Source organism: Pseudoalteromonas sp. NFXS53 (genome assembly GCF_056629255.1).
In genome coordinates, this window is sequence record NZ_JBWVBR010000024.1 from 14,142 (window position 1) to 36,552 (window position 22,411).

At 41.4% G+C, this 22,411-nt stretch carries 23 protein-coding genes; 9 read left to right on the forward strand and 14 right to left on the reverse strand.

Features of this window, described 5'->3' with window-relative positions:
• Nucleotides 1-84 precede the first annotated feature (84 nt).
• Complete coding sequence (gene mtnK / locus AC1HJP_RS19315) at nucleotides 85-1,287, reverse strand: S-methyl-5-thioribose kinase (protein ID WP_480363178.1); 1,203 nt, start codon at nucleotides 1,285-1,287, stop codon at nucleotides 85-87.
• A 120-nt stretch (nucleotides 1,288-1,407) separates the two neighbouring features.
• Here mtnK and mtnA point away from each other — a divergent pair, with 120 nt between their 5' ends.
• Both mtnA and AC1HJP_RS19325 read left to right on the forward strand, forming a co-directional pair.
• Nucleotides 1,408-2,433 carry an S-methyl-5-thioribose-1-phosphate isomerase gene (gene mtnA / locus AC1HJP_RS19320; RefSeq protein ID WP_480363179.1) on the forward strand — a complete coding sequence of 342 codons (1,026 nt, stop codon included), beginning with the start codon at nucleotides 1,408-1,410 and terminating at the stop codon, nucleotides 2,431-2,433.
• A 297-nt stretch (nucleotides 2,434-2,730) separates the two neighbouring features.
• Nucleotides 2,731-2,934: a hypothetical protein gene (locus AC1HJP_RS19325; RefSeq protein ID WP_480363180.1), complete on the forward strand. Its 204-nt coding sequence runs from the start codon at nucleotides 2,731-2,733 to the stop codon at nucleotides 2,932-2,934.
• Between the two features lie 2 nt (nucleotides 2,935-2,936).
• On the opposite strand, the gene AC1HJP_RS19330 is transcribed toward AC1HJP_RS19325, so the two are convergent.
• The 4 genes from AC1HJP_RS19330 to AC1HJP_RS19345 all read right to left on the reverse strand — a co-directional run bounded on the left by AC1HJP_RS19330 (nucleotide 2,937) and on the right by AC1HJP_RS19345 (nucleotide 7,179).
• Nucleotides 2,937-5,117: a winged helix-turn-helix domain-containing protein gene (locus AC1HJP_RS19330; RefSeq protein WP_480363181.1), complete on the reverse strand. Its 2,181-nt coding sequence runs from the start codon at nucleotides 5,115-5,117 to the stop codon at nucleotides 2,937-2,939.
• 139 nt (nucleotides 5,118-5,256) lie between these two features.
• Nucleotides 5,257-5,799 (reverse strand): 1,2-dihydroxy-3-keto-5-methylthiopentene dioxygenase, encoded by a 543-nt coding sequence (locus tag AC1HJP_RS19335; RefSeq protein ID WP_480363182.1) that lies wholly within the window; start codon nucleotides 5,797-5,799, stop codon nucleotides 5,257-5,259.
• A complete protein-coding gene (mtnC, locus tag AC1HJP_RS19340; RefSeq protein WP_480363183.1) occupies nucleotides 5,796-6,482 on the reverse strand; it encodes an acireductone synthase in 687 nt (228 codons plus the stop codon). Before mtnC ends, AC1HJP_RS19335 begins: the two co-directional genes overlap by 4 nt.
• A gap of 82 nt (nucleotides 6,483-6,564) precedes the next feature.
• On the reverse strand, nucleotides 6,565-7,179 hold the full coding sequence (locus tag AC1HJP_RS19345; RefSeq protein WP_480363184.1) for a methylthioribulose 1-phosphate dehydratase: 615 nt from the start codon (nucleotides 7,177-7,179) through the stop codon (nucleotides 6,565-6,567).
• 145 nt (nucleotides 7,180-7,324) lie between these two features.
• Between AC1HJP_RS19345 and AC1HJP_RS19350 the strand changes: the two genes are divergently transcribed.
• Both AC1HJP_RS19350 and AC1HJP_RS19355 read left to right on the forward strand, forming a co-directional pair.
• Nucleotides 7,325-8,419: a methionine aminotransferase gene (locus AC1HJP_RS19350; protein ID WP_480363206.1), complete on the forward strand. Its 1,095-nt coding sequence runs from the start codon at nucleotides 7,325-7,327 to the stop codon at nucleotides 8,417-8,419.
• A complete protein-coding gene (locus AC1HJP_RS19355) occupies nucleotides 8,407-9,195 on the forward strand; it encodes an amidohydrolase (protein WP_480363185.1) in 789 nt (262 codons plus the stop codon). The genes AC1HJP_RS19350 and AC1HJP_RS19355 overlap by 13 nt, the downstream gene beginning before the upstream one ends.
• 90 nt (nucleotides 9,196-9,285) lie before the next feature.
• Here the strand turns inward: AC1HJP_RS19355 and AC1HJP_RS19360 are convergent, their stop codons facing one another.
• Nucleotides 9,286-9,759 (reverse strand): redoxin family protein, encoded by a 474-nt coding sequence (locus AC1HJP_RS19360; RefSeq protein ID WP_480363186.1) that lies wholly within the window; start codon nucleotides 9,757-9,759, stop codon nucleotides 9,286-9,288.
• Between the two features lie 190 nt (nucleotides 9,760-9,949).
• Here AC1HJP_RS19360 and AC1HJP_RS19365 point away from each other — a divergent pair, with 190 nt between their 5' ends.
• On the forward strand, nucleotides 9,950-10,354 hold the full coding sequence (locus AC1HJP_RS19365; protein WP_480363187.1) for a hypothetical protein: 405 nt from the start codon (nucleotides 9,950-9,952) through the stop codon (nucleotides 10,352-10,354).
• Between the two features lie 56 nt (nucleotides 10,355-10,410).
• Here the strand turns inward: AC1HJP_RS19365 and AC1HJP_RS19370 are convergent, their stop codons facing one another.
• From AC1HJP_RS19370 to AC1HJP_RS19400, 7 genes are all read right to left on the reverse strand, one after another.
• Nucleotides 10,411-11,547, reverse strand: coding sequence for a nuclear transport factor 2 family protein (locus tag AC1HJP_RS19370; RefSeq protein ID WP_480363188.1), 1,137 nt, complete (start codon nucleotides 11,545-11,547; stop codon nucleotides 10,411-10,413).
• An 86-nt stretch (nucleotides 11,548-11,633) separates the two neighbouring features.
• Complete coding sequence (locus AC1HJP_RS19375; RefSeq protein WP_480363189.1) at nucleotides 11,634-12,662, reverse strand: helix-turn-helix domain-containing protein; 1,029 nt, start codon at nucleotides 12,660-12,662, stop codon at nucleotides 11,634-11,636.
• A gap of 91 nt (nucleotides 12,663-12,753) precedes the next feature.
• Complete coding sequence (locus AC1HJP_RS19380) at nucleotides 12,754-13,470, reverse strand: helix-turn-helix domain-containing protein (RefSeq protein WP_480363190.1); 717 nt, start codon at nucleotides 13,468-13,470, stop codon at nucleotides 12,754-12,756.
• 112 nt (nucleotides 13,471-13,582) lie between these two features.
• Nucleotides 13,583-14,680 carry an NAD(P)/FAD-dependent oxidoreductase gene (locus AC1HJP_RS19385; RefSeq protein WP_480363191.1) on the reverse strand — a complete coding sequence of 366 codons (1,098 nt, stop codon included), beginning with the start codon at nucleotides 14,678-14,680 and terminating at the stop codon, nucleotides 13,583-13,585.
• Between the two features lie 33 nt (nucleotides 14,681-14,713).
• Nucleotides 14,714-14,962, reverse strand: a complete 249-nt coding sequence (locus tag AC1HJP_RS19390; protein ID WP_480363192.1) for a hypothetical protein — start codon at nucleotides 14,960-14,962, stop codon at nucleotides 14,714-14,716.
• Between the two features lie 153 nt (nucleotides 14,963-15,115).
• Entirely contained in the window at nucleotides 15,116-15,571 is a 456-nt protein-coding gene (locus tag AC1HJP_RS19395) for a PaaI family thioesterase (RefSeq protein WP_480363193.1), read from the reverse strand.
• Between the two features lie 28 nt (nucleotides 15,572-15,599).
• On the reverse strand, nucleotides 15,600-15,965 hold the full coding sequence (locus AC1HJP_RS19400; RefSeq protein ID WP_475158322.1) for an RNA-binding S4 domain-containing protein: 366 nt from the start codon (nucleotides 15,963-15,965) through the stop codon (nucleotides 15,600-15,602).
• Nucleotides 15,966-16,135: 170 nt separating this feature from the next.
• On the opposite strand from AC1HJP_RS19400, the gene AC1HJP_RS19405 reads away from it, so the two are divergent.
• Both AC1HJP_RS19405 and AC1HJP_RS19410 read left to right on the forward strand, forming a co-directional pair.
• Nucleotides 16,136-16,411, forward strand: a complete 276-nt coding sequence (locus AC1HJP_RS19405; RefSeq protein ID WP_480363194.1) for a hypothetical protein — start codon at nucleotides 16,136-16,138, stop codon at nucleotides 16,409-16,411.
• Between the two features lie 96 nt (nucleotides 16,412-16,507).
• The gene (locus tag AC1HJP_RS19410; protein WP_480363195.1) at nucleotides 16,508-17,194 is read left to right on the forward strand and encodes a hypothetical protein; all 687 of its coding nucleotides are present in this window, start codon (nucleotides 16,508-16,510) and stop codon (nucleotides 17,192-17,194) included.
• Here AC1HJP_RS19410 and AC1HJP_RS19415 read toward each other — a convergent pair.
• Complete coding sequence (locus AC1HJP_RS19415) at nucleotides 17,191-18,072, reverse strand: extracellular solute-binding protein (protein ID WP_480363196.1); 882 nt, start codon at nucleotides 18,070-18,072, stop codon at nucleotides 17,191-17,193. The two genes, AC1HJP_RS19410 and AC1HJP_RS19415, sit on opposite strands and share 4 nt — an antisense overlap.
• A 158-nt stretch (nucleotides 18,073-18,230) precedes the next feature.
• Between AC1HJP_RS19415 and AC1HJP_RS19420 the strand changes: the two genes are divergently transcribed.
• Nucleotides 18,231-20,945 carry a putative bifunctional diguanylate cyclase/phosphodiesterase gene (locus AC1HJP_RS19420; protein WP_480363197.1) on the forward strand — a complete coding sequence of 905 codons (2,715 nt, stop codon included), beginning with the start codon at nucleotides 18,231-18,233 and terminating at the stop codon, nucleotides 20,943-20,945.
• An 84-nt stretch (nucleotides 20,946-21,029) separates the two neighbouring features.
• On the forward strand, nucleotides 21,030-22,364 hold the full coding sequence (locus AC1HJP_RS19425; protein ID WP_480363198.1) for a tetratricopeptide repeat protein: 1,335 nt from the start codon (nucleotides 21,030-21,032) through the stop codon (nucleotides 22,362-22,364).
• The last annotated feature ends 47 nt before the right edge of the window (nucleotides 22,365-22,411 follow it).

The window sequence follows — 22,411 nt, forward strand, 5'->3', positions numbered from 1 at the left end:
TTTTAGAATTTGTATTAAAAAAGCCTTAACTTCATCGTTAAGGCTTTTTTCTTTGTCTTTGTGCATCTCATAGCGAGCAAGGTTCTATTGGATCAAGCTCACAATTAACTGATAAGCCGACTCTTTGTTTTCACATTCTTCAGCATGCAAAATCAGTTGCTCACCCAGTAATAAGGTTTGCTTTTGTACTTGCAGACGCGCGTTGTCGTCTTCAATACCATCAATATCTACAACGTGTGCAAGACCTATGGTTCTGCGAATTAATTCAGTACCTGTGTAACCTAACGCGTCTTGAATAATTTTCTCTACAAACTGTTGAGCATAACCAGGTGCTTGTAGAGCTAAATCACGGGTATGTTGCGTTGCTAATGTTAGCCAAATATTTTCAAAGTCATTTAAACACTGTTGTATTTGAGTCAATAGATAAGACTGCATTTGACGACGCTTAGGGGTTTCTTTAATACGGCCATTTTGCGCACAATAGTTAAGTAATAGGTTACCGATGAATGAGCCTAAGTCGAAACCTATTGGGCCGAAAAAGCCAAACTCTGGATCGATTAATTTGGTGTTGCTTTGATCAGCAAAAATACTGCCTGTATGCACATCACCATGTAATAAGCTTTGTGGTGCAGAGAAGAATAGGCTCTTCAATTGCGCAACTTGGCGAAGCAATTGAGGGCTTTGTTGTAAACGTTGCACATCGGTTTCTAGCTCGACCGGGTAGTTATTGCGTTCAGACGTTCGGTACGGATCGTCAAAGAACAAGCCTTCTGTGATTGAACATAGCTCAGGGTTTGTGAACTCTTGAACCAAGGCTTTCTTATCAGCTGGCTTTAAATAAAAATCTGAATAATAAAAGCTGGTCGTTGCTAGATAAGTCGCGACATCTGAACCTAGACGCGTAAACGTTTTTGCTTGGTTTAATTCTCCACGCAAAATAGCCATGTGGCCCAAGTCTTCAAGTACAGTAACAGCAAGGTCATCGTTGGTGTGCAGCACTTTGGCAGTATGTTGCTCACACACTAACCCATGCTTTTTTAGAACGGATGCTTCAATACGCGCTCTATCTAGGGTTAACGGCCAGGATTCACCTACACAGCGGGCATAGGGTAAGGCTTGCTTAAGAATAATACTGTTGCCATTTTGATCCGCAATACGAAACACTAAATTTAAATTACCGTCGCCAAACTCATTACAAGTGAGTTGTGAGTTTGGTTCAAAAAACTCGTCAAGCTGCTCGACATAACTTAGGGCTTGTGTGTTATCAAAGGCAATATAGTCAGCCATACTCTTTTATCACTAGTGAAGAACATAATTGCGGCATTCTATATTTTTAAATGTTTAGATGTCTATACTTCTTTGTGTCTTTATGTAAAATCTAGCGGCTATCATTGTGGAGTGACTTATATGCAAAATTTGCTGGCGCGCAGCCTTAAATATCAAGATGGAAAACTATACGTTTTAGATCAATACCTTCTGCCGCATGAGCAACATTGGCACCTATGTTCTAGTGTGTCTGAGATGCAAGCATTAATTCTGTCGCTAAAAGTGCGTGGTGCACCTCTAATTGGCCTGGCTGCCACATTGTTGGTGGCACATCTTGCCGAACAAGGCATGAGCCAAACTGAATTAGCCCAAGCGATCGATGAGTTAGAAGCCACCCGACCGACTGCTGTTAATTTAATGCATTGTATGAAGCAGATGCGTGAGGCGCTAAAACAAACAGCCTTTGTCGATGCGTTAGTCGCAGCAGCTGAGCGTTTATTCAATGAAGATGTTGCGCTATGTGATGCAATGGCGAAACTGGGCGCTGAGCTTGTGAAACCTGGCGAGCAAATTTTAACCCACTGTAATACCGGTGCGTTGGCCACCGCTGGTGTCGGCACGGCACTTGGGGTCATCTATCACGCGCATCAACAGCATGGTGATATTCATGTCTGGGTAGATGAAACCAGACCATTACTACAAGGCGGTCGTTTAACCGCGTTTGAACTTGAAAGTTGGCAAATTCCATACACCTTAATTTGTGACAATATGGCAGCTAGCCTAATGGCGGCAGGTAAGGTAGATAAAATCTTTGTTGGTGCAGATCGAATTGCTGCAAACGGTGACTTTGCCAATAAAGTGGGGACTTACAACTTGGCGGTATTAGCGCATTTCCATGGCGTCGAATTTTATGTCGTTGCGCCTACAACCACCCTAGATGTTGATTGTCCCGATGGTCAGCATATTCCTATTGAACAACGTACAGCGACAGAGGTAACAGGCGTCAGTGGTAGCTTTGGTAATTGCCAATGGGCGCCAAACAATGCACAAGTATTCAACCCTGCATTTGATGTCACCCCTGCAAAGCTCGTAACAGGTTGGGTGCTCAATACTGGTGTATATGATCAAGGCCAAGTGGCTGCAGGTGCATTAAGCCTTGTAAGTTGAAATTTGATAATTACGTTTTTTAACTAGCCTAAACTCTGTTTTTTAGGTGTTTAATGTTTTGCATTGAGCACCTAAATCTTCCCAAGTAATTCATTGTGCTGGTCAAAGAGAAGATGTTTATTAAACTTAAGGTGTTGTTATTTATAGATAAGTTTTAATAATATCTTATTGTTTCTTTTATATGAGTTTGATAAGCGACTTCTTTTACACTCCTGAGTAAATTAGCCCTATCGCAGCAAATTAAAAGCTAAAAAGTGCTTCCAATAAGAGTGAGCATTTTATGCTTAGGAAGTAATAATGAAGTTCAGTCCAATCGTGTTTACATTAATGTTATCAAGTTCACTGGAATCATGCTCAGACGCATTCGACGAATTAATGAACCAAACACAAACATCAGCAGAGACAACGCAAGTGGTAGCAGGAGATAAAAGGCACCAAAGTGAAGCCGCTCCATCGGATTTGCTATTAGGCACAATGGAGCGATTAGAGCAGCATAAGTGAGGTTATAAACTTGAGTAGAGTATTATTTCGTTGTATTTGTTATTTAAAACTGAAAACAATAAACGATCATTCTGGATATTAAATTTAGAGACATATACATCAGATTTAAGCTCTTTGGAAATATCTAACATGAACTCAAGAGAAGGATATTCATTCAGTTTTAACTTGAATACCTTGCCATCATCTATGGTTAGAAAAATGCCATTTTCGCTGCTTGCTAAATATACTTTTTCAGCAGTGTTAAATTCACTATTTATTTCTTTTAAAGAAAATGATTCACCTTTGTGTTCGGCATTAAGATCGAGAAAATGAACAGTATGCTGTTTATCTAGCACAATAAGCGTGTCATTATTTAGCCAATCAATACTGATCGGTTGAGCGATATCGACTTCAAGTGTGGTGTTTAGCTTGGCGTTGTGAACCAGTACTTTTCTTTGTCCGAGTTCTTGGTCTGAAACAATCGCTGCGATTAGGTTATTTTTGAGCCTCGCAGACAAAACTCTATGGTTAAGCGTTATCTCTTTTTCGACCGAAAGTTCAGGTGTATTCAATAAAAAATACTTGCCACTATGCAAAGAGCGAGCAAAGACTGTGTTACTTTCATTGTCACTATCATATGGCCAATCCACTTCTTCTGCGGTTTTAATGTGGTGATAGTTGCCACCTTTAATCTTAACTAGTTTGTACTCTTTTGCATCGACGCCTGCGACTGCAGCAATATGGGTATTGTTGCCAATATAATGAGTTGTGCTTTCATACACACCGGGGCGAGCAAAATGAGTGAAGCGTTTACTCGTCATATTATATTCTAAGCTATCGTGATGATATGGATAGGTAGAAGTTAGTAACGTTTTACTATCAATTGGAATGGTATATTGCTTTAGAGGCATAGGCATATTAATCGTGCCTAATAACTTCTTTTCTTTTATATCAAACTGGTGCATTAATTGGGCACCGCGGGTAAACCAGCTTAATATTCCCGTTTTTTCATTAAAACTTGCTGACCATATCCGCTCACTGAGATCCGCGACTTTTTCTAGGTTATGGCCATTTTCGCCAATCATAAAGAGCTGATATCCAGAAGTTGTTTCTCTTTCGAAGATGATTCTTTGTGGTTTGGTTGTGATCCCTACTATATAGTCACCCTGCCCGATAGAGCTTGGCGTTGTGATCCTAAAGCTACTGTTATCCTTTAGGTTATGCTTAAAAAGAGCGTTGGTATAACCATTTTCGTTTTGCATGCTCTTTTCATGAATAATGTTGTTTGGTGTAAGAGAGAAAATATTCCCTAACCTAGGAAGGCTAGTGAATTTATCACAACTCAGCAGTTCGCTGATATGTGGGGAGTCTGAGTGAAAGTCCGTGATTGACCAAACACCACAGGTTGTTTGTTGTGTAACTTCATTATTAGGCACAGGCTTAAAAATAGAGAAAAATACTTTTTGATTGTCTGCAGACCAGCCTTTTAAACTTACTTCAGAGTAGGGTAAGTTTATTTTCTTATGTGTCTGAGTCGCAAAGTCGAAAAGATAAATTTCAGTCGTTGATAACTCTTCTATCTCTTTATAGAGTTGATAGGCTAGGGTTTGCTTATTAGGTGATAAATGGAGATTATAATGACCTCCTTGATACCATGATAACGGGGTGGGTGTTAGCTGGATACTTTGTGTGTTGTTGGTTGTCGGTACTTCTTTTGCTGATTCTTTTGGAAAAAGAAAAATGACAGCCATAATAGCGGCAAAAAACACTGTCCCTGCAGAAAAGTAAAACCGGTTATTACTAGATTTTCCTACCTCTTTATCGGTAATACTGGGTTTCGTAGGCTTTAACGCATTACGCGTTTGCTCTGTGGTGAATGAAAGCGCCTCAACAGGCAAGAACAGTGAGTAGCCCTTTCGGTAGTGAGTTTTTATTGATAGACCCGGTTCGAGCTCTGATTTTAAGGCCTTTCTGAGTTCAGAAATGGCGCGATTAATCGCATTATCATCAACAAACCCTTTTTGCCAAACCTGCTCTATAAGCTCTTGTCGCGTGATGATGCGTTCATTATTTAGAATAAAGTACTCGAGCAACTTAAATGATAGAGGATCAAGTTCTCGTTTTTGTGCGCCATCAGTGATGGATTGTGTTGCGAAGTCACAGATCCAGGCGCCAATCTTGTAACGTGCCATTGTCGAACTCAAGTTCGTTTCCTTGCAATTTTATTAATAGTGCTTTGTTGACAGGCGCAATTAAAAACTGAAATAGCTGATATTTCAAGGGTGATACTGTTAATAAAAGTGAATAAGCCTCGCGAAGAGGCTTGATAGATTTTGAGATTGCTTAATCTAAAATAGGAAATTGTGTGGCAATGTCGCTGTTAGTACTTTGTGCAACCCAACCGGCTTCGTTATTGAAAAAGCGAATAGCGGTAAACTCAGGGTCGCTGCCCATATCAAACCAATGTTGAGTGTTTGCAGGTACAGAAATTAAATCACCTTGCTGGCATAACACTTGATAAACGCGCTCGTTTAAATGCAAACAAAATAGTCCCTGACCTTTCACAAAGAAGCGTACTTCATCTTCGCTGTGAGTATGCTCGAATAAAAATTTTTGTCTTAATTCGGCGGCATTTGGGTTGCCTTTGGCCAACGAGATAACATCAACGGTTTGGTAGCCACCATCTTGTTGTACGCGGGCAATGTCATCTGCGTAGGCTGAAATAATATCTTCTTGTGTACTTTCGGCTGCAATTTCGGCATTTGCTTGCCATTGCTCGAATAACACGCCAGCTTTGTTTAACTCGGTTTGAATGGCTTTAAAATCTGCGCTTTGGAAGATTGCTTGCGCAGGCTCATCATGACGGTAGATGGTTAAATTACTCATACAAATAACGCTTCATTAAATTGTGTAAAATCTTCGATAAATGGGTGTGTTTCGCTACGGGCTTGGTCATCGCGCCACAGCTGTAAGGTATGCATACCCGCCGCTTTCGCTGCGTCTAACTCTGCTAACACATCGCTTAAAAATAACACTTCATTGGCCGCAAAAGGGATCTGCGCCAAGATATTTTCATAAGACATTTGCTCTTTTTTACCACCGACTTTGGTGTCGTAATAGCCACTAAATAACGGGCGAATATCGCCAAAATCAGAGTATTCAAACAATAAATGTTGTGCTTTTACTGAACCCGATGAATACACATACAATTTGCGTCCTGTGGCTTGTTGCTCAGCAAGAAATTGTTGCGCGTCTGGGTAGATGTGGCCGGTAAAGTCACCTTGCTGATAACCCGTTTGCCAGATCAAACCTTGCAGTTGTTTAAGTGGCGTGATTTTTTTATCTTCGGCTATCCAGCCAAGTAGAGCATCAATGACTGTGCTTAATGGCGCGTCAGGCTGTGCGATTTCGGTTTCTACCGCCTGTATTTGCTCTGCGACTTCTGGCTTGTCTTGGTTTTGCTCGACAAATTGTTCAAGGTGTTGAGCGGCGTACGGGAAAAGAATGTCTTTCACAAATGAGATACGAGTAATGGTGCCTTCAATATCTGTGATGATGGCTTTGATCATAAAGCAGACTCCAATATATTACTTTTAAGCAATTTGGCAAATAAAAGCTTTAGAACAGCTTTAGGTTTTTGCACAAATTTGTTCATAATTTTGCACTTAATCTAATGCGTTCTAGTTCACAGGCGAATAAAAATTCGAGCCCTTCAATATGGCGACGGGTTTCTGCCACATTATTACCCATGGCATATAAACCATGACCGCGGATCAACACGCCATGTACTACAGGCTCAGATTGATGGCGCTGTGCGACAAGCTCGGCCAGTCTGTCGATGTCTTGATCATTGTCGAAAATAGCAATTTTTAATGCGTCTGCATGACTGGTAATGCCGCGTAACGATTTTTGCATCTCATAGCCTTGTATAGACAAGGTGTCATTTTTAATAAAGCGTGATAGCACAGTGGCCGCTACTGAATGAGTGTGTAATATACATTCAGTATCAGGCTGAAGTTGATATAGTTTTAAATGTAGGGCTGTTTCGGCTGAAGGCTTACCACTACCGGCGGTGATTTCGCCTCGTTGATTAAGTTCTAAGAAATGCTCAGGTGCTAAGTGGCCTTTATCGTAACCACTGGCAGTCACAACAAAGCCTGCTTCTGTTTTAATTGAGAAGTTTCCACCTGTTGCGGGTACCCAGCCTTTTTGACTTACCCAACGACCCGCTTCTATCAGTGCGCTTTTTGCGGCATTATTCTGCATAATAAAGAATCTCAAAAATGATTTTAGACGGCTATACATCTATTTTTGGCAATGATAGCATCGCTCGTGCGAAAGCACCATCAACAAAAAAGGGGCCCTTGTGCAAAGTAAATTACCTAATTTAGGCGTGAGCATATTCTCGCAAATGACTGGTTTGGCAAATCAGTATCAAGCACTTAATTTATCTCAGGGTTTTCCTGAATTTGATGCACCAACGCTGTTAAAAGAGAGACTGGCGCATTACAGTCAAAGTGGTTTCAACCAATACGCGCCATCGAGTGGTATACCTGCTTTGCAACAGCAAATTGCGCAGTTGGTTGAGCGCAAGTATGGCCTGACGGTGAATGCAGAACACTCTGTTACGGTGACATCGGGTGCAACTGAAGCCTTATATGTAGCTATTCAGGCATTAGTCAGTCCTGAAGATGAGGTGATTGTATTTGACCCCGCTTACGACTCTTATAAGCCAGCGATTGAGTTAGCTGGCGGTAAAACCGTGCATATCGCGCTAACCGCACCAGATTATAAAGTTGATTGGCAGCAAGTGGCTGAGGAAATTACAGATAAAACCAAAGCAATTATTATCAACACCCCACATAACCCAAGCACTAAGACATTAAAGCAAGCTGACATCGAGACGTTAAAACATTTACTCGAGCAGCATGACTTATATCTGATCAGCGATGAAGTCTACGAGCATATTTGCTTTGATGGGCAAGCGCATCTAAGTGCTTTACGTGATGAAAGCTTATTTGCCCGCAGTTTTGTGGTGTCGAGTTTTGGTAAAACATTCCACTGTACTGGTTGGAAAATGGGGTACTGTGTTGCGCCTGCGTCATTGATGACGGAATTTCGTAAAATCCATCAGTATGTAAACTTCTCGAGTTTCACGCCAGCACAGTTGGCTATCGCCGATGTGATGGCTCAGCAACCTGAGCACATTGACGAGTTAAGCGCGTTCTATCAGCAAAAGCGCGACCTGTTAATCGAAGCGCTTGCACCGAGTCTCTTTAAAATTTTGCCAAGCGAAGGCACTTATTTCTTACTTCTCGACTATAGCGATATTTCAGAATTAAACGATGTGGCGTTTTGCGAATACCTTGTCAAAGAAGTGGGTGTTGCTGCGATCCCGTTGAGCGTATTTTATAACCAAGCACCGAACGACAAAGTGATCCGTTTGTGTTTTGCCAAAGAAGATCCAACTCTGATTGCTGCTGCGGAGAAGTTATGTCAGCTATAAACTCAGAAACCTTAAAAGTTGCCTTAGTGCAAAGCGATATTGTTTGGTTACAGCCGCAGCAAAATCTAGACAACCTAACGATGCAATTGCAGCACATTGAGTCGGTTGATTTAATTCTTTTACCTGAAACCTTTGCCACAGGGTTTGCGATTAACTTAGATGTTGCAGAAGCTGAGCAAGGTCCTGTTTTTAATTGGATACAAACTCAAGCTACTGAGCATAATGCGGTAGTTGCCGGCTCTGTGCTGGTTGAACAACAGGGCAAGAAAGCCAATCGCTTTTATTGGTGCTGGCCTGATGGCAGCTTTGAGTTTTACGATAAGCGCCATTTATTTTGCTTAGGCAAAGAGGGTGACTATGTGCGTGCAGGCGATAGCCGTAAGATTTTCAAAATTAAGGGCTTTAGATTGTTGCCGCAAATTTGTTATGACTTACGCTTCCCGGTGTTTCAGCGAAATCGCAATGACTATGATGTGATGGTTAATGTGGCAAACTGGCCAGCGGCGCGCCGTCGTATTTGGGATACCTTGTTACAAGCGCGCGCTATTGAAAACCAATGTTATGTGTTAGCTAGTAATCGCGTAGGTGATGATGGCAATGGCGTTGTGCATAACGGTGGAACGGCTGCCTATGATTTTGTTGGTGAAACTTTGGCGAAGGTTGAAGATAACAAGCCTGGAATTGTGATCACCGAACTTAACAAAGAGCAACTTGAGCAATTTAGAAAAAGCTTTCCAGCCCATCTAGATGCGGATGATTTCTCTATTAATTTTTGATTTCTATTTATTAATCCGGTTAATCAAATAAAAATGGGCGCGTAAATGCGCGCCCATTTTTATTACTTTCTCTTTTCTACTTAAGATGCATTATAGCTTTTCTAAAATAGACTCTGCTTTTGATACTTCAAATTCACCCGCCGCTTCTACTGCAAGCTCAGTAACCACGCCATTTTCGATGATCATGGCATAACGCTGTGAGCGCACACCGCCAAAGCTGCCTGTTTCTTTATCTAGACCAATGGCTTTAGTGAATGCCGCATCACCATCACCTAACATCATTAACTCGCTCGCATTATGTGCTTCGCCCCAAGCTTTCATTACAAATGCATCGTTTACAGACACACAAGCAATAATATCAACGCCCTTTGCTTTGATTTGATCTGCAAGTACCACATAACCAGGTAGGTGGGCGGCAGAGCAAGTTGGTGTGAAAGCGCCAGGAACTGCAAATAAAACCACTTTTTTATCTGCAAATAATTCAGTCACTTGGTGGTTTTTCATGCCATCAGCAGTCAGTTCTGTTAGCACAACATTTGGTAGAGCTTGGCCTTGTTCGATCATGATATTTTCTCTTAATGTAATTAATTTTAAAGAGTGTAGCTTTAAAATTGATAGATAAACACCGAGAAAGAGTAAGGTTTATTTGGTGTTTAATTAATGTAAACAAGGTGTTTATTTTTGTTTTTCTAGGTGGTAGGTTATTCCTTGCTCATTATTGAGTGAAATTAAAATATTAATAAGGATAATTAAGATGAAAAAACTAATCGCTTTGATGGCGCTTGTTGCAGGCCTATTCTCAGTTAACTCTTACGCTAACTCTGTATCATGCTATGTAGATACAATGAAGTACGATAACTATACGCAAAACCGTTGTTGGGGAGCTGAGTCAAACCCTAGTTTTTACCCAAAAGTTGCGTTTAAGGTGAATACTTCAAAAGAAGTTGCTCGAGTTGATTGGACGTTCAGTGGTATTTATGACCGTTCAAGTGCAAGTAAGTGTACAGGTACGACATGTGTTGTTGATGTATACAAAATCGAAGAAGGTTACATGACTGCTTGTGTAGACAAAATCTATTATAAAGATTACACATGGGCTGATGTAAACTGGTGCGCTGATGCTGAGTACATGTATTCACGTTCAGGTATGTGGAACTAATACGTTTCTCAGATGATGTAAAAGCAAGTGCCATAGTTATGGCACTTGTATTAGGTCTACAGCTTATTTAAAGCATTCACCATTGCTTCTGCAACAGCCTTAGATGATTGAAAGTTGGTGCCAGTTATCACTCTGCCATCAATTTCAACATAAGATTGATTGCGTTCACCATACTTAAATTCGCCACCTCTTTGTTTTATGCGCGTTTCGATTTCAAATGGAAACTCTTGGTAATAAGCGGCATCGGTTTTTTCAAAAGCGATAGGGTAACCGCTGATGGTTTTACCTGACACTAAATACTCGCCGTTACTCAATCTTAAATTCACAATGCCCGCAGTGCCATGACACACCGATGACACTATTCCTTGGTTTTGTTCATATACCTGCATTGAAATTTTCTGAAGTACTTTATTTTCAGCGACTTGATACATGGCATTACCACCACCAACATAGTGCACGGCTAAATACTGACTGGCATCGATTTGCTCTGGCTTTGCAGTGTTAGCCAACGCATACATAAAGTCTCGGTCGTAGATATATTTGCGATGCATAGGATCTGAGGTATTGATGTATGCAAGTGGTAACTGACCACCTTTCGGGGTTACGAAGTCGACTTGATAACCAGCCTTGATAAATACATCGTAGGCATGAACGAGTTCTGAAAAGCTGGTGCCTGTCGCCAGCTTTGAGTCCCCATGAAAATCGGCACTCGAGGCAATAAACAACACGCGTTTACCCGCTGCAAGCTTAAGCTGGTCTTTGTTTTTCTCATTTTCAATTTGAGTAGCCGTTTTACTGACGATTAGCCATTTGTCATCAAACCGTTTTAATAAAAACTGATCAATATACTGTTTTACTGGCTTGTCAGTGGTGATTTTGGCTCTAGCGACTGCTGTATCACCGTCTACTTTTAGCGATAATAAATGACCAGTTCTAGACTTTGATTTTTTACTAAACCAACTCGCGTATTCAGACGCTGATACTTGCCAAAAAGGTTTTTTACTGTGGTTAAGTAACAACTGTGCCTGCGGGTGAAAAGCCGACTTTATTAATGTTGGATCCGCGTTACTTGTACCGTCAAGATAGTTTTGAACAACCTGTTTTACCGCTAAGTTGTCTGCTAGGCGATTATTAGCCCAACCAATAGTCGGGCTTAAAAAGGTGGTGATTAAAATTAGATATAACCATTTCATCTTTGTGCTCCATAATTAATGTCTGCACAAAATTAAATTATATTTATATATAACAATAAGCTAGGTTATATTCTAAGAGTCCAACCTTATATTTCAGTAGTTCGATATTGGTTCGGTGTCATACCCGTTTGTTGCTTGAAGGTACTATAAAACGTAGATGACGCGCTGAAACCGCATCGCTCTGCAACTTCTTCTACAGGCATCTCAGGATAAGCTTTCAAAGTTTCTTTTGCTTTGGTTATGCGTTGTGTATTGATGAACTGCTTAAAGTTCATTTGGTAGTGATCGTTAAGTAATTGAGAGAGGTGTGTGTGAGTTACGCCCATGCGCTTTGCAAGTCGCGGCAGAGTTAGTTGCGGGTCTAAGTAAACCAGCTCAGTCTCAATTACATTATTCAGTAAGCTTGAGAAGCGATTAGTTTGCTCAGTGCTGAGTTTATTATTTTGATACTTGTTTTGCGTGGTCGACGCCTTCTCTTGCCATTTAGATTTAAGTGCCAATAGTAGGGTAAGATATAACACCAGTGAAAAGCTTAATGCCCCCATAATATAAGAAGTATAAGAGGCGGTGAAATAGGCTATCCAAATTAGCCAGCTACCCGCTAATACGACAACAGGCTGTTGTGTTAATAATTGCTTTGATAACGCTAATTTGTGGGTGTTTTTTCTAGCATACATTACAGATGCAACGACTAGACTAATCAACCATAAATAACTCGAACCGCGATAGATCCAATATTGCCATAGCTCTAGATAACCTTGATAAGGGAAGAGTATGCCAGCGATCACTGTTGCGATAGTAAAGCAACTCAGTGTGATTGTGAGCCGCTTCATAGTCGAGTTATTTAAGGTCGACTGTGCAACATAAGCAAGGATACAAGGGCCAATTAGCAGGCAAGCAGTCAGCCCTAACTGTAAAATGCTCCGATCTAAAGTAGGCGTGAAATAAAACGCTACCGACTTACCAATTCTGACACTCAACAAAATCAGCAATATAGCTAACCAATTATCGGTTTCTTGTTTATCTTTCTTGAAAAGTAGGAATAGCGCTAACAGCAGGCCATTAAATGCGCCCAGTGATGAGAAGAAAAATAACAGGTGTGAAGAAACGCTCATACTATTTGGTTGTGTTTTTCTTTACTATCCCAAATCGTTCTAGTAAGTGCAATTTAAAGTATGTAAGCGTTTCTTTAGAGCCGTATAAAAACTAACGGCTTTGACGCGAAAGCCTAGGCTCGATAATAAGTAGCACCAAGCCAGCAATCGTGCTCAGTAAGCCGAAGAATTGCATCAGTACATTGCCTAGTCGAGCTTGCTCTCTTTCTGATGTAACAACCTGTCTATACAATCTTCTGTTATCTCCATCTGAAGTTGTGAATTGTCTCCCTTGATAGGTATAGGTGAGTATAATCTCAATAGATTCTCTTTGATGCATTTCTCGTTTTTTAATTTCTCTTTGCTCATGAGAGTCGGTGAATTGTGGCCAAATAGCAAAAATATCCTCAGGTTCGCCTGCTAATACAACGCCTTCAGAGCGATATTCATATAAACGCTCTGGTAAGAGTACTTTTTGAAAACCGATATAAAAGACCGCAGAACCTAGGGCAATTAAAAGCATGGCGCTATAAAGTAATTTACGCTGCTTATGCTCAGAGGTAACTTGCTGCGAGGCGTACCAGCTATCTAAATCTGGGATCTGTCTTAGTGACGCCATATTGCCTTTGTCTTTTAAACCCGACATAAATGCATCGACATCCATTGATAGCGCACTGAGCAGTTGCCTAAAAACCTCATTAGAGGGAGTAGATTTATCATTCTCAAGTTTTGATAAATAACTTTGCTCTACCTGCATACGTTCAGCAAACTGCGGTTGGCTTAATTCCATATCTGTACGCAGCTGTTTGATATATTGTCCGAGTGTCATAACCGATTCCTGTTATTGTGGTAATTGACGCCTTATTCTTGGTAATTCATCCATAAATACCAACATGAATATTTAGGAATGTTTATGAATATTAAGCTTTTTTATTTTAATTCTATGTTTTCAGCGCGTTTTTGACATGTTTTGCGATGGCCATGCTGGCGGTGAGTCCGGGCGACTCAATACCAAATAAATTTACTAGACCCGTTATACCGTGTTGCTGCTCTGTTTGAATGACGAAATCTTGCTGGCCGCTTAAAGTGAGCTTAGGGCGAATGCCTGCATAGTCACAATGTAGCTTGGTTTCGTCTAAGTTGGGCCAGTAGCGTTTTATCGCCGATACAAATTTGGCTTTTTGTGTCGCGTCAGTTTGATAATTCAGGTTATCGATAAATTCGGTATCAGGGCCAAACTTGAGTTGATTAGCCATATCTAGGGTCGCGTGGATCCCAAGGCCATGCTTTTCAGGTATGGGATAAATAAGGTGCTTGAATGGGTGTTCACCCTGATAGGTAAAATATTGTCCTCGGCAGTAATGCAGCTCAGGAATAAAAGCGTGATCCACTCCTTCAATATGGCGTGCAACATCTTGTGCAAATAGCCCCGCAGTATTAATAAGGTTCTTACAATGCAATTGCATTTCTTCGCCATCACAGCGTAAATAGACCACAAACCCATTCTCATCCGGTACGGCTTTCACAAAGCGTGTGTTTGCAACATACAGACCCTGATTTTGTTCAATCTGCGTGATAAAAGAGTACATCAGCTGGTGGCTATCAATAATACCAGTAGAAGGAGAGTAGAGTGCCTCGCATAGCTTAAGGTTTGGCGCATAGTTTGTTAGTGCTTGCTTTGAAAGCCAGATTAAATCATCAACGCCATTGTTAAGAGCCTGCAGGCGAATGGCTTCGAGTTTTTCTGCTTCATCATGGTTTTGTGCAATTAATACCTTACCAATAGGTTTGACGGGCACATGAAATGCTTGGCAGTGTTTATAAATGTGTGTTTTACCTTGCACGCAGAGTGACGCTTTTAAGCTTTCGGTGGGGTAATAAATACCTGCGTGTATGACTTCGCTATTACGGCTTGATGTATGCTCGCCAAAGTGGGTGTTTTGCTCAATCACTAATACATTTTGTGATTGACTGAGTTCAGCTCCGATTGCTAAACCAATGACCCCCGCGCCAATTACTAAGGTTTCTACTTTATCCAAAACATCATGCCCTTAACCTAATATGTCATGAGTTTAACAAGCAGAGCGATGCGTTGTCAGTGATTGGTGCTCTTCATTTTTCATCAGTAAAATGGTGAGGTAAATCTTAGTGGGTAATGAGCAGATTAGGCCTATCGCAATGCAGGACGCGCCTATGATAAAACCAAGTGGCCCTAAATGGATTAACCACTCTTTGCTGATAATAAAGTGGCCTGTCACGATCAGGATTAAACCAATCATGATGAAGACTTTTAGCAGTTTTATTTGTTCTTTAGCGGTCACAACTGGGCTCCAAATACATATTCCACTAAGGAGATATTTAGAGCCTAACTTGTAAAAACGTAGTGCGCGATAAACTACTTTGTCTATTATTGTGTTAAATCAAATAAAGAATAATAAACAGGTAATGTGTTGCAGAGAAAGCTGAGTGGTGCTTTAAACTGGCAACTTGTTGGAACGCTCAATAACTGCCGCTGTCATACGTGAAATACAGCACAACTCGCCTTTTGCATTGGTGATTTTAACTTCCCATACTGAGGTACGTTTACCCAAATGCAGCGGTTTCGCTATAGCTGTTAAGGTACCGTTACGCGACGCCTTGAGGTGATTGGCGTTGATCTCTTGGCCCACACAATAAAACCGCTCAAAATCGACAGCAAAATTAGCGGCGTAACTGGCGACAGTTTCTGCAAGGGCGACATTTGCACCGCCATGCACCATACCTATTGGGTTATGATGACCGGCTGTTGCAGGCATGGTGGCAACTAGGTAGTCATCACCAATTTCAGAAATTTCGATCCCTAAGGTTTTCATTAGGGTGCCTTTGCCATGCAAACCCGTATCCAGTTTTTGGCATAGCTCAAGGGTGATTGGATGATACCAAATGGCCATTTTAATTTACCTGCTTATTGAGAGTTGGTTAACCAAAAGAGATAGGACGGCGACCTGTATCGCTGTCTTTTTTGTTCTTACGGCTACGACTACGTTTGCGTTTAGTGGGGGCTTCTTCTATTGGCGGCGTAGGCTCTGCTTTTACTGCAGGTGTAACACCCTCAGCCAAGGTCAGTAAAAAATCTTCGCCATTAAAATGCAGGCTGTCACCTGAGTACATTTTTTTGCGCTTAACGGTGCATAGTTCCATGTTAACGCCTACGTAGCCATCGGCGATCAACTGTTTTGCTTGCCCGCCTGTTTCGGCTAAATCTAGCACTTTTAGCAGGTTACATAGCTCTATAGGTTCTTCTTCTAGTTCAATTTCAATGTATTCAGGTTCGTATTCAGACATGGCGTTCATCTTCAAAATCATCTTTGCGACAGTATAACGCCTCGCTGGGGCGAATGACGAAACTTTTTCGCGAGACATTCGGTCTTAAGTTTTATTGCGCTTGTCATTTTTCTGCAGCAAATAGCAGGTAACTTGCGCATCGCTTTTAAACAGTTAGGAGTAGGGTGAGCATGGGCGTAAGAAGTCAGCTAAGACGTGAGTTAATGAACCTAGATGCTAATGGGCTAATGACCGCAGAGGATGTAAGAATGCATTTAATGAAGTCTAAAGCGCTCGTTCGTCAAACCGCTCTAAGTTTGGTGGCACGATTTAATGCCCACCACAATAAAGTGTTGGCTGGGTTACCAAGTCATGAAAAGGGCCTTGAGCATCAACAGCACAAATTGTTTAAAGAAGTTTTATATCCACGTAACTCTGTTCAGGCTTGGCTCTCTAAGGTACATTAATTAAAAGTAATTGTTAGGGCGGTTAAGTCGCAACAATTGACAGCATAGAGACATGTTATGTAGGCTGGCTTTAAAAATAGGCATGGAGCCAGTCCATTGAATTTTAAAAACCTTTCTACTTCTATTATTGGTTTGTTGATGCTTTCGGCCTGCCAACAGCCGGTTGTGCATATTTATCATGAAGGTTTATCTGATACACAGCGCTTTCAATTAAAGCAACAGTTTGAGCAGCAGCAAATTAACTATGAATTTACTGAGTTAGCTACACCTGATAAATACAACACGCCACACTTACTGTATTTTCCGGGCGATGTAACAGAAGCTTATATTCAAAATGTTGAACGTATAGTCAAAGGTCTGGGCTTCGATAGGTTTGATAGCCAAATATTTAGTCATACAGGCCACTACTACACAAAAGGTAATCTAGGTCTTTATTTTCCTAGTGCTTACTCGGAGCGGGTGTTGCCTGAATTATTGTTTGCCCATAACTGTGGTGATCAAGACTTTCAAATTAATATTAAAACTAACGGGCAATGGACAGCGATGAACAGCCCAGTTGATATAAAAGGCCTAAAGTTAGAGTGGGAGTTTAGCGAACCATTTCTGACGCTCAGAAGACACTTTGATGATGGCACATATCAACAGCAGGCCTATCAAGCTAAACAACATCAAGTTAAAACATTGCAAGGCTACAAACCTGCGGTGACCTATGAAGCATTAGGACACCGCACCTATTCATTTAGTTTATTCAATTGTGACCTGCAGGCGATATTTGCTGACTAATGTTGTGCCAATAATTTATTGGCATCAACTAAGCGCAACAGGCCCTGTTTTATGGCCGGTAAGTTGGGCTTAAAAGGTACATGGCTGGCCATCATGCCATTCAACACCGGGAATTCGTGTAAGCTTTGTGCATAAATTTCTTGGGCTTTTTGCGTTAATAAGAAAGCGATAAATCGCTCCGCGTTTTGCTTGTTAGGGGCGTGTTTAGCAATGGCGGCCGAAGTGGTAGAAACTGGCGTGAGGCCGTCTTCAGTCTGTAAGAAGTGAATACTGAGCTTTTTCGCCAACATTTGGTCACGCTTGTTATCGGCGCGCTTCATCATGTGCCAATAATAGTGGTTGGCGAAGGCCAGTTTGCAATGTCCCTGGGCCAAGGCGCGTAATTGATCCCGATCTCCACCGCTTGGTCGTTTAGCTAACAATTTATTACCGAGCTTTAACCAGTCACTGTCATTTTTATTGTCTGTTGTCAGAAGAGCTGCGGCTAAGGTTGCATTGTAGTTATGTTGCCAATCTCGAATACATAGCGCACTTTGATAGTCAGTTTGCTTTAACTGTGCAAATGAATTTGGGATCGGTTGTGATGTTTGCTCTGACAGGCTGAATAATGCACGCGTGCGCATTGAAATACTGACCCAATACCCATTTTCATCGTAAAGTTCATCAGCAATATTTTGCCACCTTTGTCTGTTTTCTATGGGTTGTAATAAATCCTTATGATTGTGAAGTTGTGCTAGATCTGAGCTCAAAATTACATCGGCTTGAGACGCTTCACCATCTTGTTTTAAACGAGCAAGTAATCGCTTTGATTTACCATTGACTAGATTCACCTTGATGCCGGACTCAGCTTCAAATTGGGTCAAAACTGGTTTGATCAACTCATACTTTCTAAATGAATAAATGTTAATTTGCGGAGATTGAGCGTATACAGCCGTTGCTTGTCCCATTAATAGGGATAAAATTAAAAGAAAGCTTTTCTTCATTGCAAATAAGAATTATTATCGGTTCCATATAGGATACAGTGCTTTTTTATACGATGTCTATAGTGACCCGATTTATTTCTTTGCTTCGCTCGCCCTTTCAATCAGGTACCATTTATTGTGTACTGTTTATTTGCTTAATGGCCTACATTGGGGTGGTTTTAAATGACTATTACCATAAACAAGAAAAGCAAAGTGCTGAACTGCAACTCACTCAATATGAGTACCAGCTTAATTCAAAACTCGACCAGTTAGGTCATCTGCTCTATGCCATTGATGCCTTTTTACCGGCGACCTCAACACAATCTCTATTTCATCAAGTTGCTCATTCGCAACTCTCAAATAGCGAACTACCGATTAGTTTAGAGGTCTATCATGACATCACTAAGGCGCAAGTTTCGCAAGTAGAGCGGCTTTATCAGCAAAGGGGGTCGTTTGACTTTAGAGTGCAAATACCAGAATCGCTTCCTGCAGATAAGCACTTTTTCACTATCGTTAATGCTGCGCCATTGTCTGAATATGGCCATACATTAGGTGAAAGTACTGCGACAAAGCCCGCATTCAGCCATCATTTATATACTAGTCAAACATTACAAGCGCTCAGTTGGCGAAATAGTGATAAATGGAGCTTGTTGCTGCCGAGACCACAAGAGTTTGAATTACAAACAGCGATTGGCTTAAGTTTCGAATTGTCTTTACTTTTAGAGGGTCTGTTTAGTCAGGTATATCAAAATACAAAGCAGCATGTGCGAGTAATAGTCGAAGAACGAGCGGTATTTAATAGTGATTGGCAAAATAACTTTAACTTAGCCACCTTGTCCCCTAAGGTGACGAGGGATGTTGATTTTTACGGTCAAACCTTAACTTTACAGCTTTATACTAAAAAGCAGTTGAGCTCTAACCTTTTAGTTAGTCGTCAACTCATCATTATCGGCTTTGTGATAGTTGCGAGTATTTGCGGAGTTTTGGTCTGGTTACAACTCAAAGCATTGGCAAGCCGAAATCAGACCATTAATAATCTGGTCATTGAACGCACGGCAAGCTTAGATCAAGCCAATCAAAAAGTTTTGCGAGAATCAGACAAGCGTTTACAAGCACTACAGCAACAGGTCGTGGCAGAACGCAAGTACAAAAGTTTGTTTTTGAACAGCCGAGAGGGGTTGTTCGTACTCAATCATCGAGGCCTGATTATTGAGGCTAACCCTGCATTTAAGCGGTTGCTAATAGACGAAAATAAACCTTTAGATGGAACCGCACTAGAAGACTACATACTCGACGACGATGTGAAGGCTTTGTGGCAGCAAGTGGTTGCTGATAAACAGCAGCATAAAGAATTAGATTGGCTCGCGCGCAGTGAGCAGCATGGTACGATTTGGCTAAGACAGAGCGGACATTGGTTACATCACCCTGATGCTGTTTTGTACGAAGGCAGGATCACCGATATTACCCAAGATAAACTCTTTAACGAGCAGCTTAAGTACAAAGCGCGTCATGACAGTTTGACTGACTTACTAAACAGATTAGCATTCTTAAAATTAGTTGATGAAGCCAGAGAGAGTATAGGTAAAACCTTCATCCTACTTTATATCGATTTAGATAGATTTAAACTCATAAACGATACCTTAGGGCACTTAGCGGGTGATAAATTGCTGGTGGAGTTTGCGGGTCGTATGCAGCTGTTGCTCGGTAGTTTTGCAGACATTGCTCGCCTTGGTGGCGATGAGTTTGCTGTGTTATTTGATTTAGAAAACTTAGAAAGGCCACTCGAAGGCATACTTGAAGATATGTTATCTGAGATCCGCAAACCATTTACCTATAAACAGCATACCCATAGCGTAAGTGGCAGTATTGGGGTGCGCACATTCACAACGCCTTGTACTAATGTTAAAGCTGAAAAACTGCTACATGATGCGGATATTGCGATGTATGAGGCGAAGAAGCGCGGCAAAAATGCATTTCATATCTATACCCGAGATATTGCATGTCAGGCTGCGCGCAAAATTGAGATTGAGCGTGCATTGCAAGATTTCAATTTAGATTTAGAGCTGTCTTTAAACTTTCAACCGATCTTTTGCCAACGTGGCAAAGCATTAAAAGGTTTTGAAGCTTTACTTAGGTGGCACAGTCCAAGCTTGGGTTTTGTAAGTCCTGCAGAGTTCATCCCAATTGCAGAAGAGTGCGCCAAGATCACTATTTTAGGTCAGTGGGTGTTTACAAAAGCCATGGCGTTTATGACGCAACATAGTGGCAGCAATATATTTATGAGTGTCAATGTCTCACCGCTGCAGTTACAAAGCCCGCAATTTATGGCTTGGTTGACCCAGCAGTTTACCCACTCAGCGCTTAAACCAGAGCAATTTAAAATTGAATTAACAGAGTCGGCGATGATGGCAACCGAAGATAATCTGGTTGAACCGCTCGAAGCACTACATGAACAAGGGTTCGGTATTTATATTGATGATTTTGGCACAGGCTATTCAAGCTTGGCACGTTTAAATCATTTACCTGTTGACGGTCTGAAGATAGATAGAGCGTTCATTGAAGGGATAGAAAGTGGCGAAAAACCAAGACAATTAATAGAAGCCATTTGTGCAATCGCCAAAAGTTTTAATTTGGTAGTGACAGCAGAAGGTATTGAACAATCCGAGCAATTAGATGTGTTGGTGAAACTACACTGTCAACAAACTCAGGGATACTATATGAGTCGTCCATTGAATATTGATGATGCCAGTTCATTGTGTGCTCAGCGAAGATTATCCATAGTCAGTTAAATTGGCATTCAATTTAGGCTGATATATATTGCGATGCAAAGAACGATTTTTAGCGATGAGTTTGGCTAGAATAAAGGGAAGAGAATGAAAGTATCACAAATATCTATCGGGCTGGTGGCTGCGCTGATGCTCTCGGCTTGTACTAGTTTGGTTGAGAAAGGTGACAAGCTGTATGGTAAAGGCATGTACCAGCAGGCTGCAGAGTTCTACGAAAAAGCGCTTTTAGAGGACCCTGAAGACGTAGAAGCAAAACAGCGTCTTGCAGAAACTCGCAGTAAAATCATCGACCGAGGCTTGATTGAAGTACGCATGTTGCGCTTGGGGGCGAACTATAGAGGTGCTGCCAGTAAACTGGAGTCATTGTTGGCTAGTCAAAACCAATGGCATGTTGAGACCATGGGGGCACAGGCTGCTACTCAGCGTGAAGAAGTGCAAGCCGTAGAAGGGTGGCTAAAAACTGAAGCCAAGCAACTTGCAGGTTTATCGCAACCGGATCCATTTAAGTGGTTTGAGCATGAGTATCGTAATTTAATTGCCAATGCACAGCTTACAGGTGAATTACAACAATACAGAGACACTCTAAGTAAAGCCGGTAAACAACAATGCTTAGCTTTGGCTGAGCAAGTGCAAGGTCAACGCTTTTATTTACATGAGTTGACGCAACGATACTGTGCTCTTTGGCAACAACCTGTGAGCTTAACCTTAGATAAATCTGATAAATCACGCTTTACTGGTTTGAGAGTGAGCAAGCGAGAACGTTTTAAAACACCCAATGCTCAGGCCCATCGTTATGCGTTGAGTAATACACAGGCAGAGCTTGAGCAAGCCTTTCAGTCTAGCCCGTGGTTTAGCCACACAGGTGCCGCTGCTTTATCTCTCACCTTGGAGGGCAAAGCACAATACCGCAAACAAACGTCTTACCGACAGGTTGAAAAGCGATATGTAGTGACTGAGCTAAAGCCTGATCCAAAAGATGCAAATAATAAGTTGGCGACAGATGTTGAAAAGGCATTCGCCTATCAGCTAAAAGAGCATCAAGAAACCTATTCTGTGAATGTAAGCTACTCGGGTAATTTGCTGGGACTGCGTTTATCCAACAGTGAATCAGGCTCTTACGATAATCTCACCCGCAGTCATAATATTGAGTTTGCAGAAGCTGATGTCACTCCGCTCAGTGCGGATTATCTGAATCAATTACAAAAGTTTGAGCAGCATTTAACGCAATTAAGTGCTGACTTTAGTGGTGACCTGAATAAGCTTTGGCAGCAAAAGTATTGCTCTATGGTTAATCAGTCATTTGTCGCAGAGCAAGCATTACGCTGTGCCCAGATAGAGCCAAATAATGACTTTGTGAACCGTTGGGTTCAGCAAACATTTGGGGTGGACTATAAAGCGATGCAGGTGCTGTACGGGATTTAATACCAACTCTCAATAATACTTAATCATTTTGAGGGACTAAAACTGAC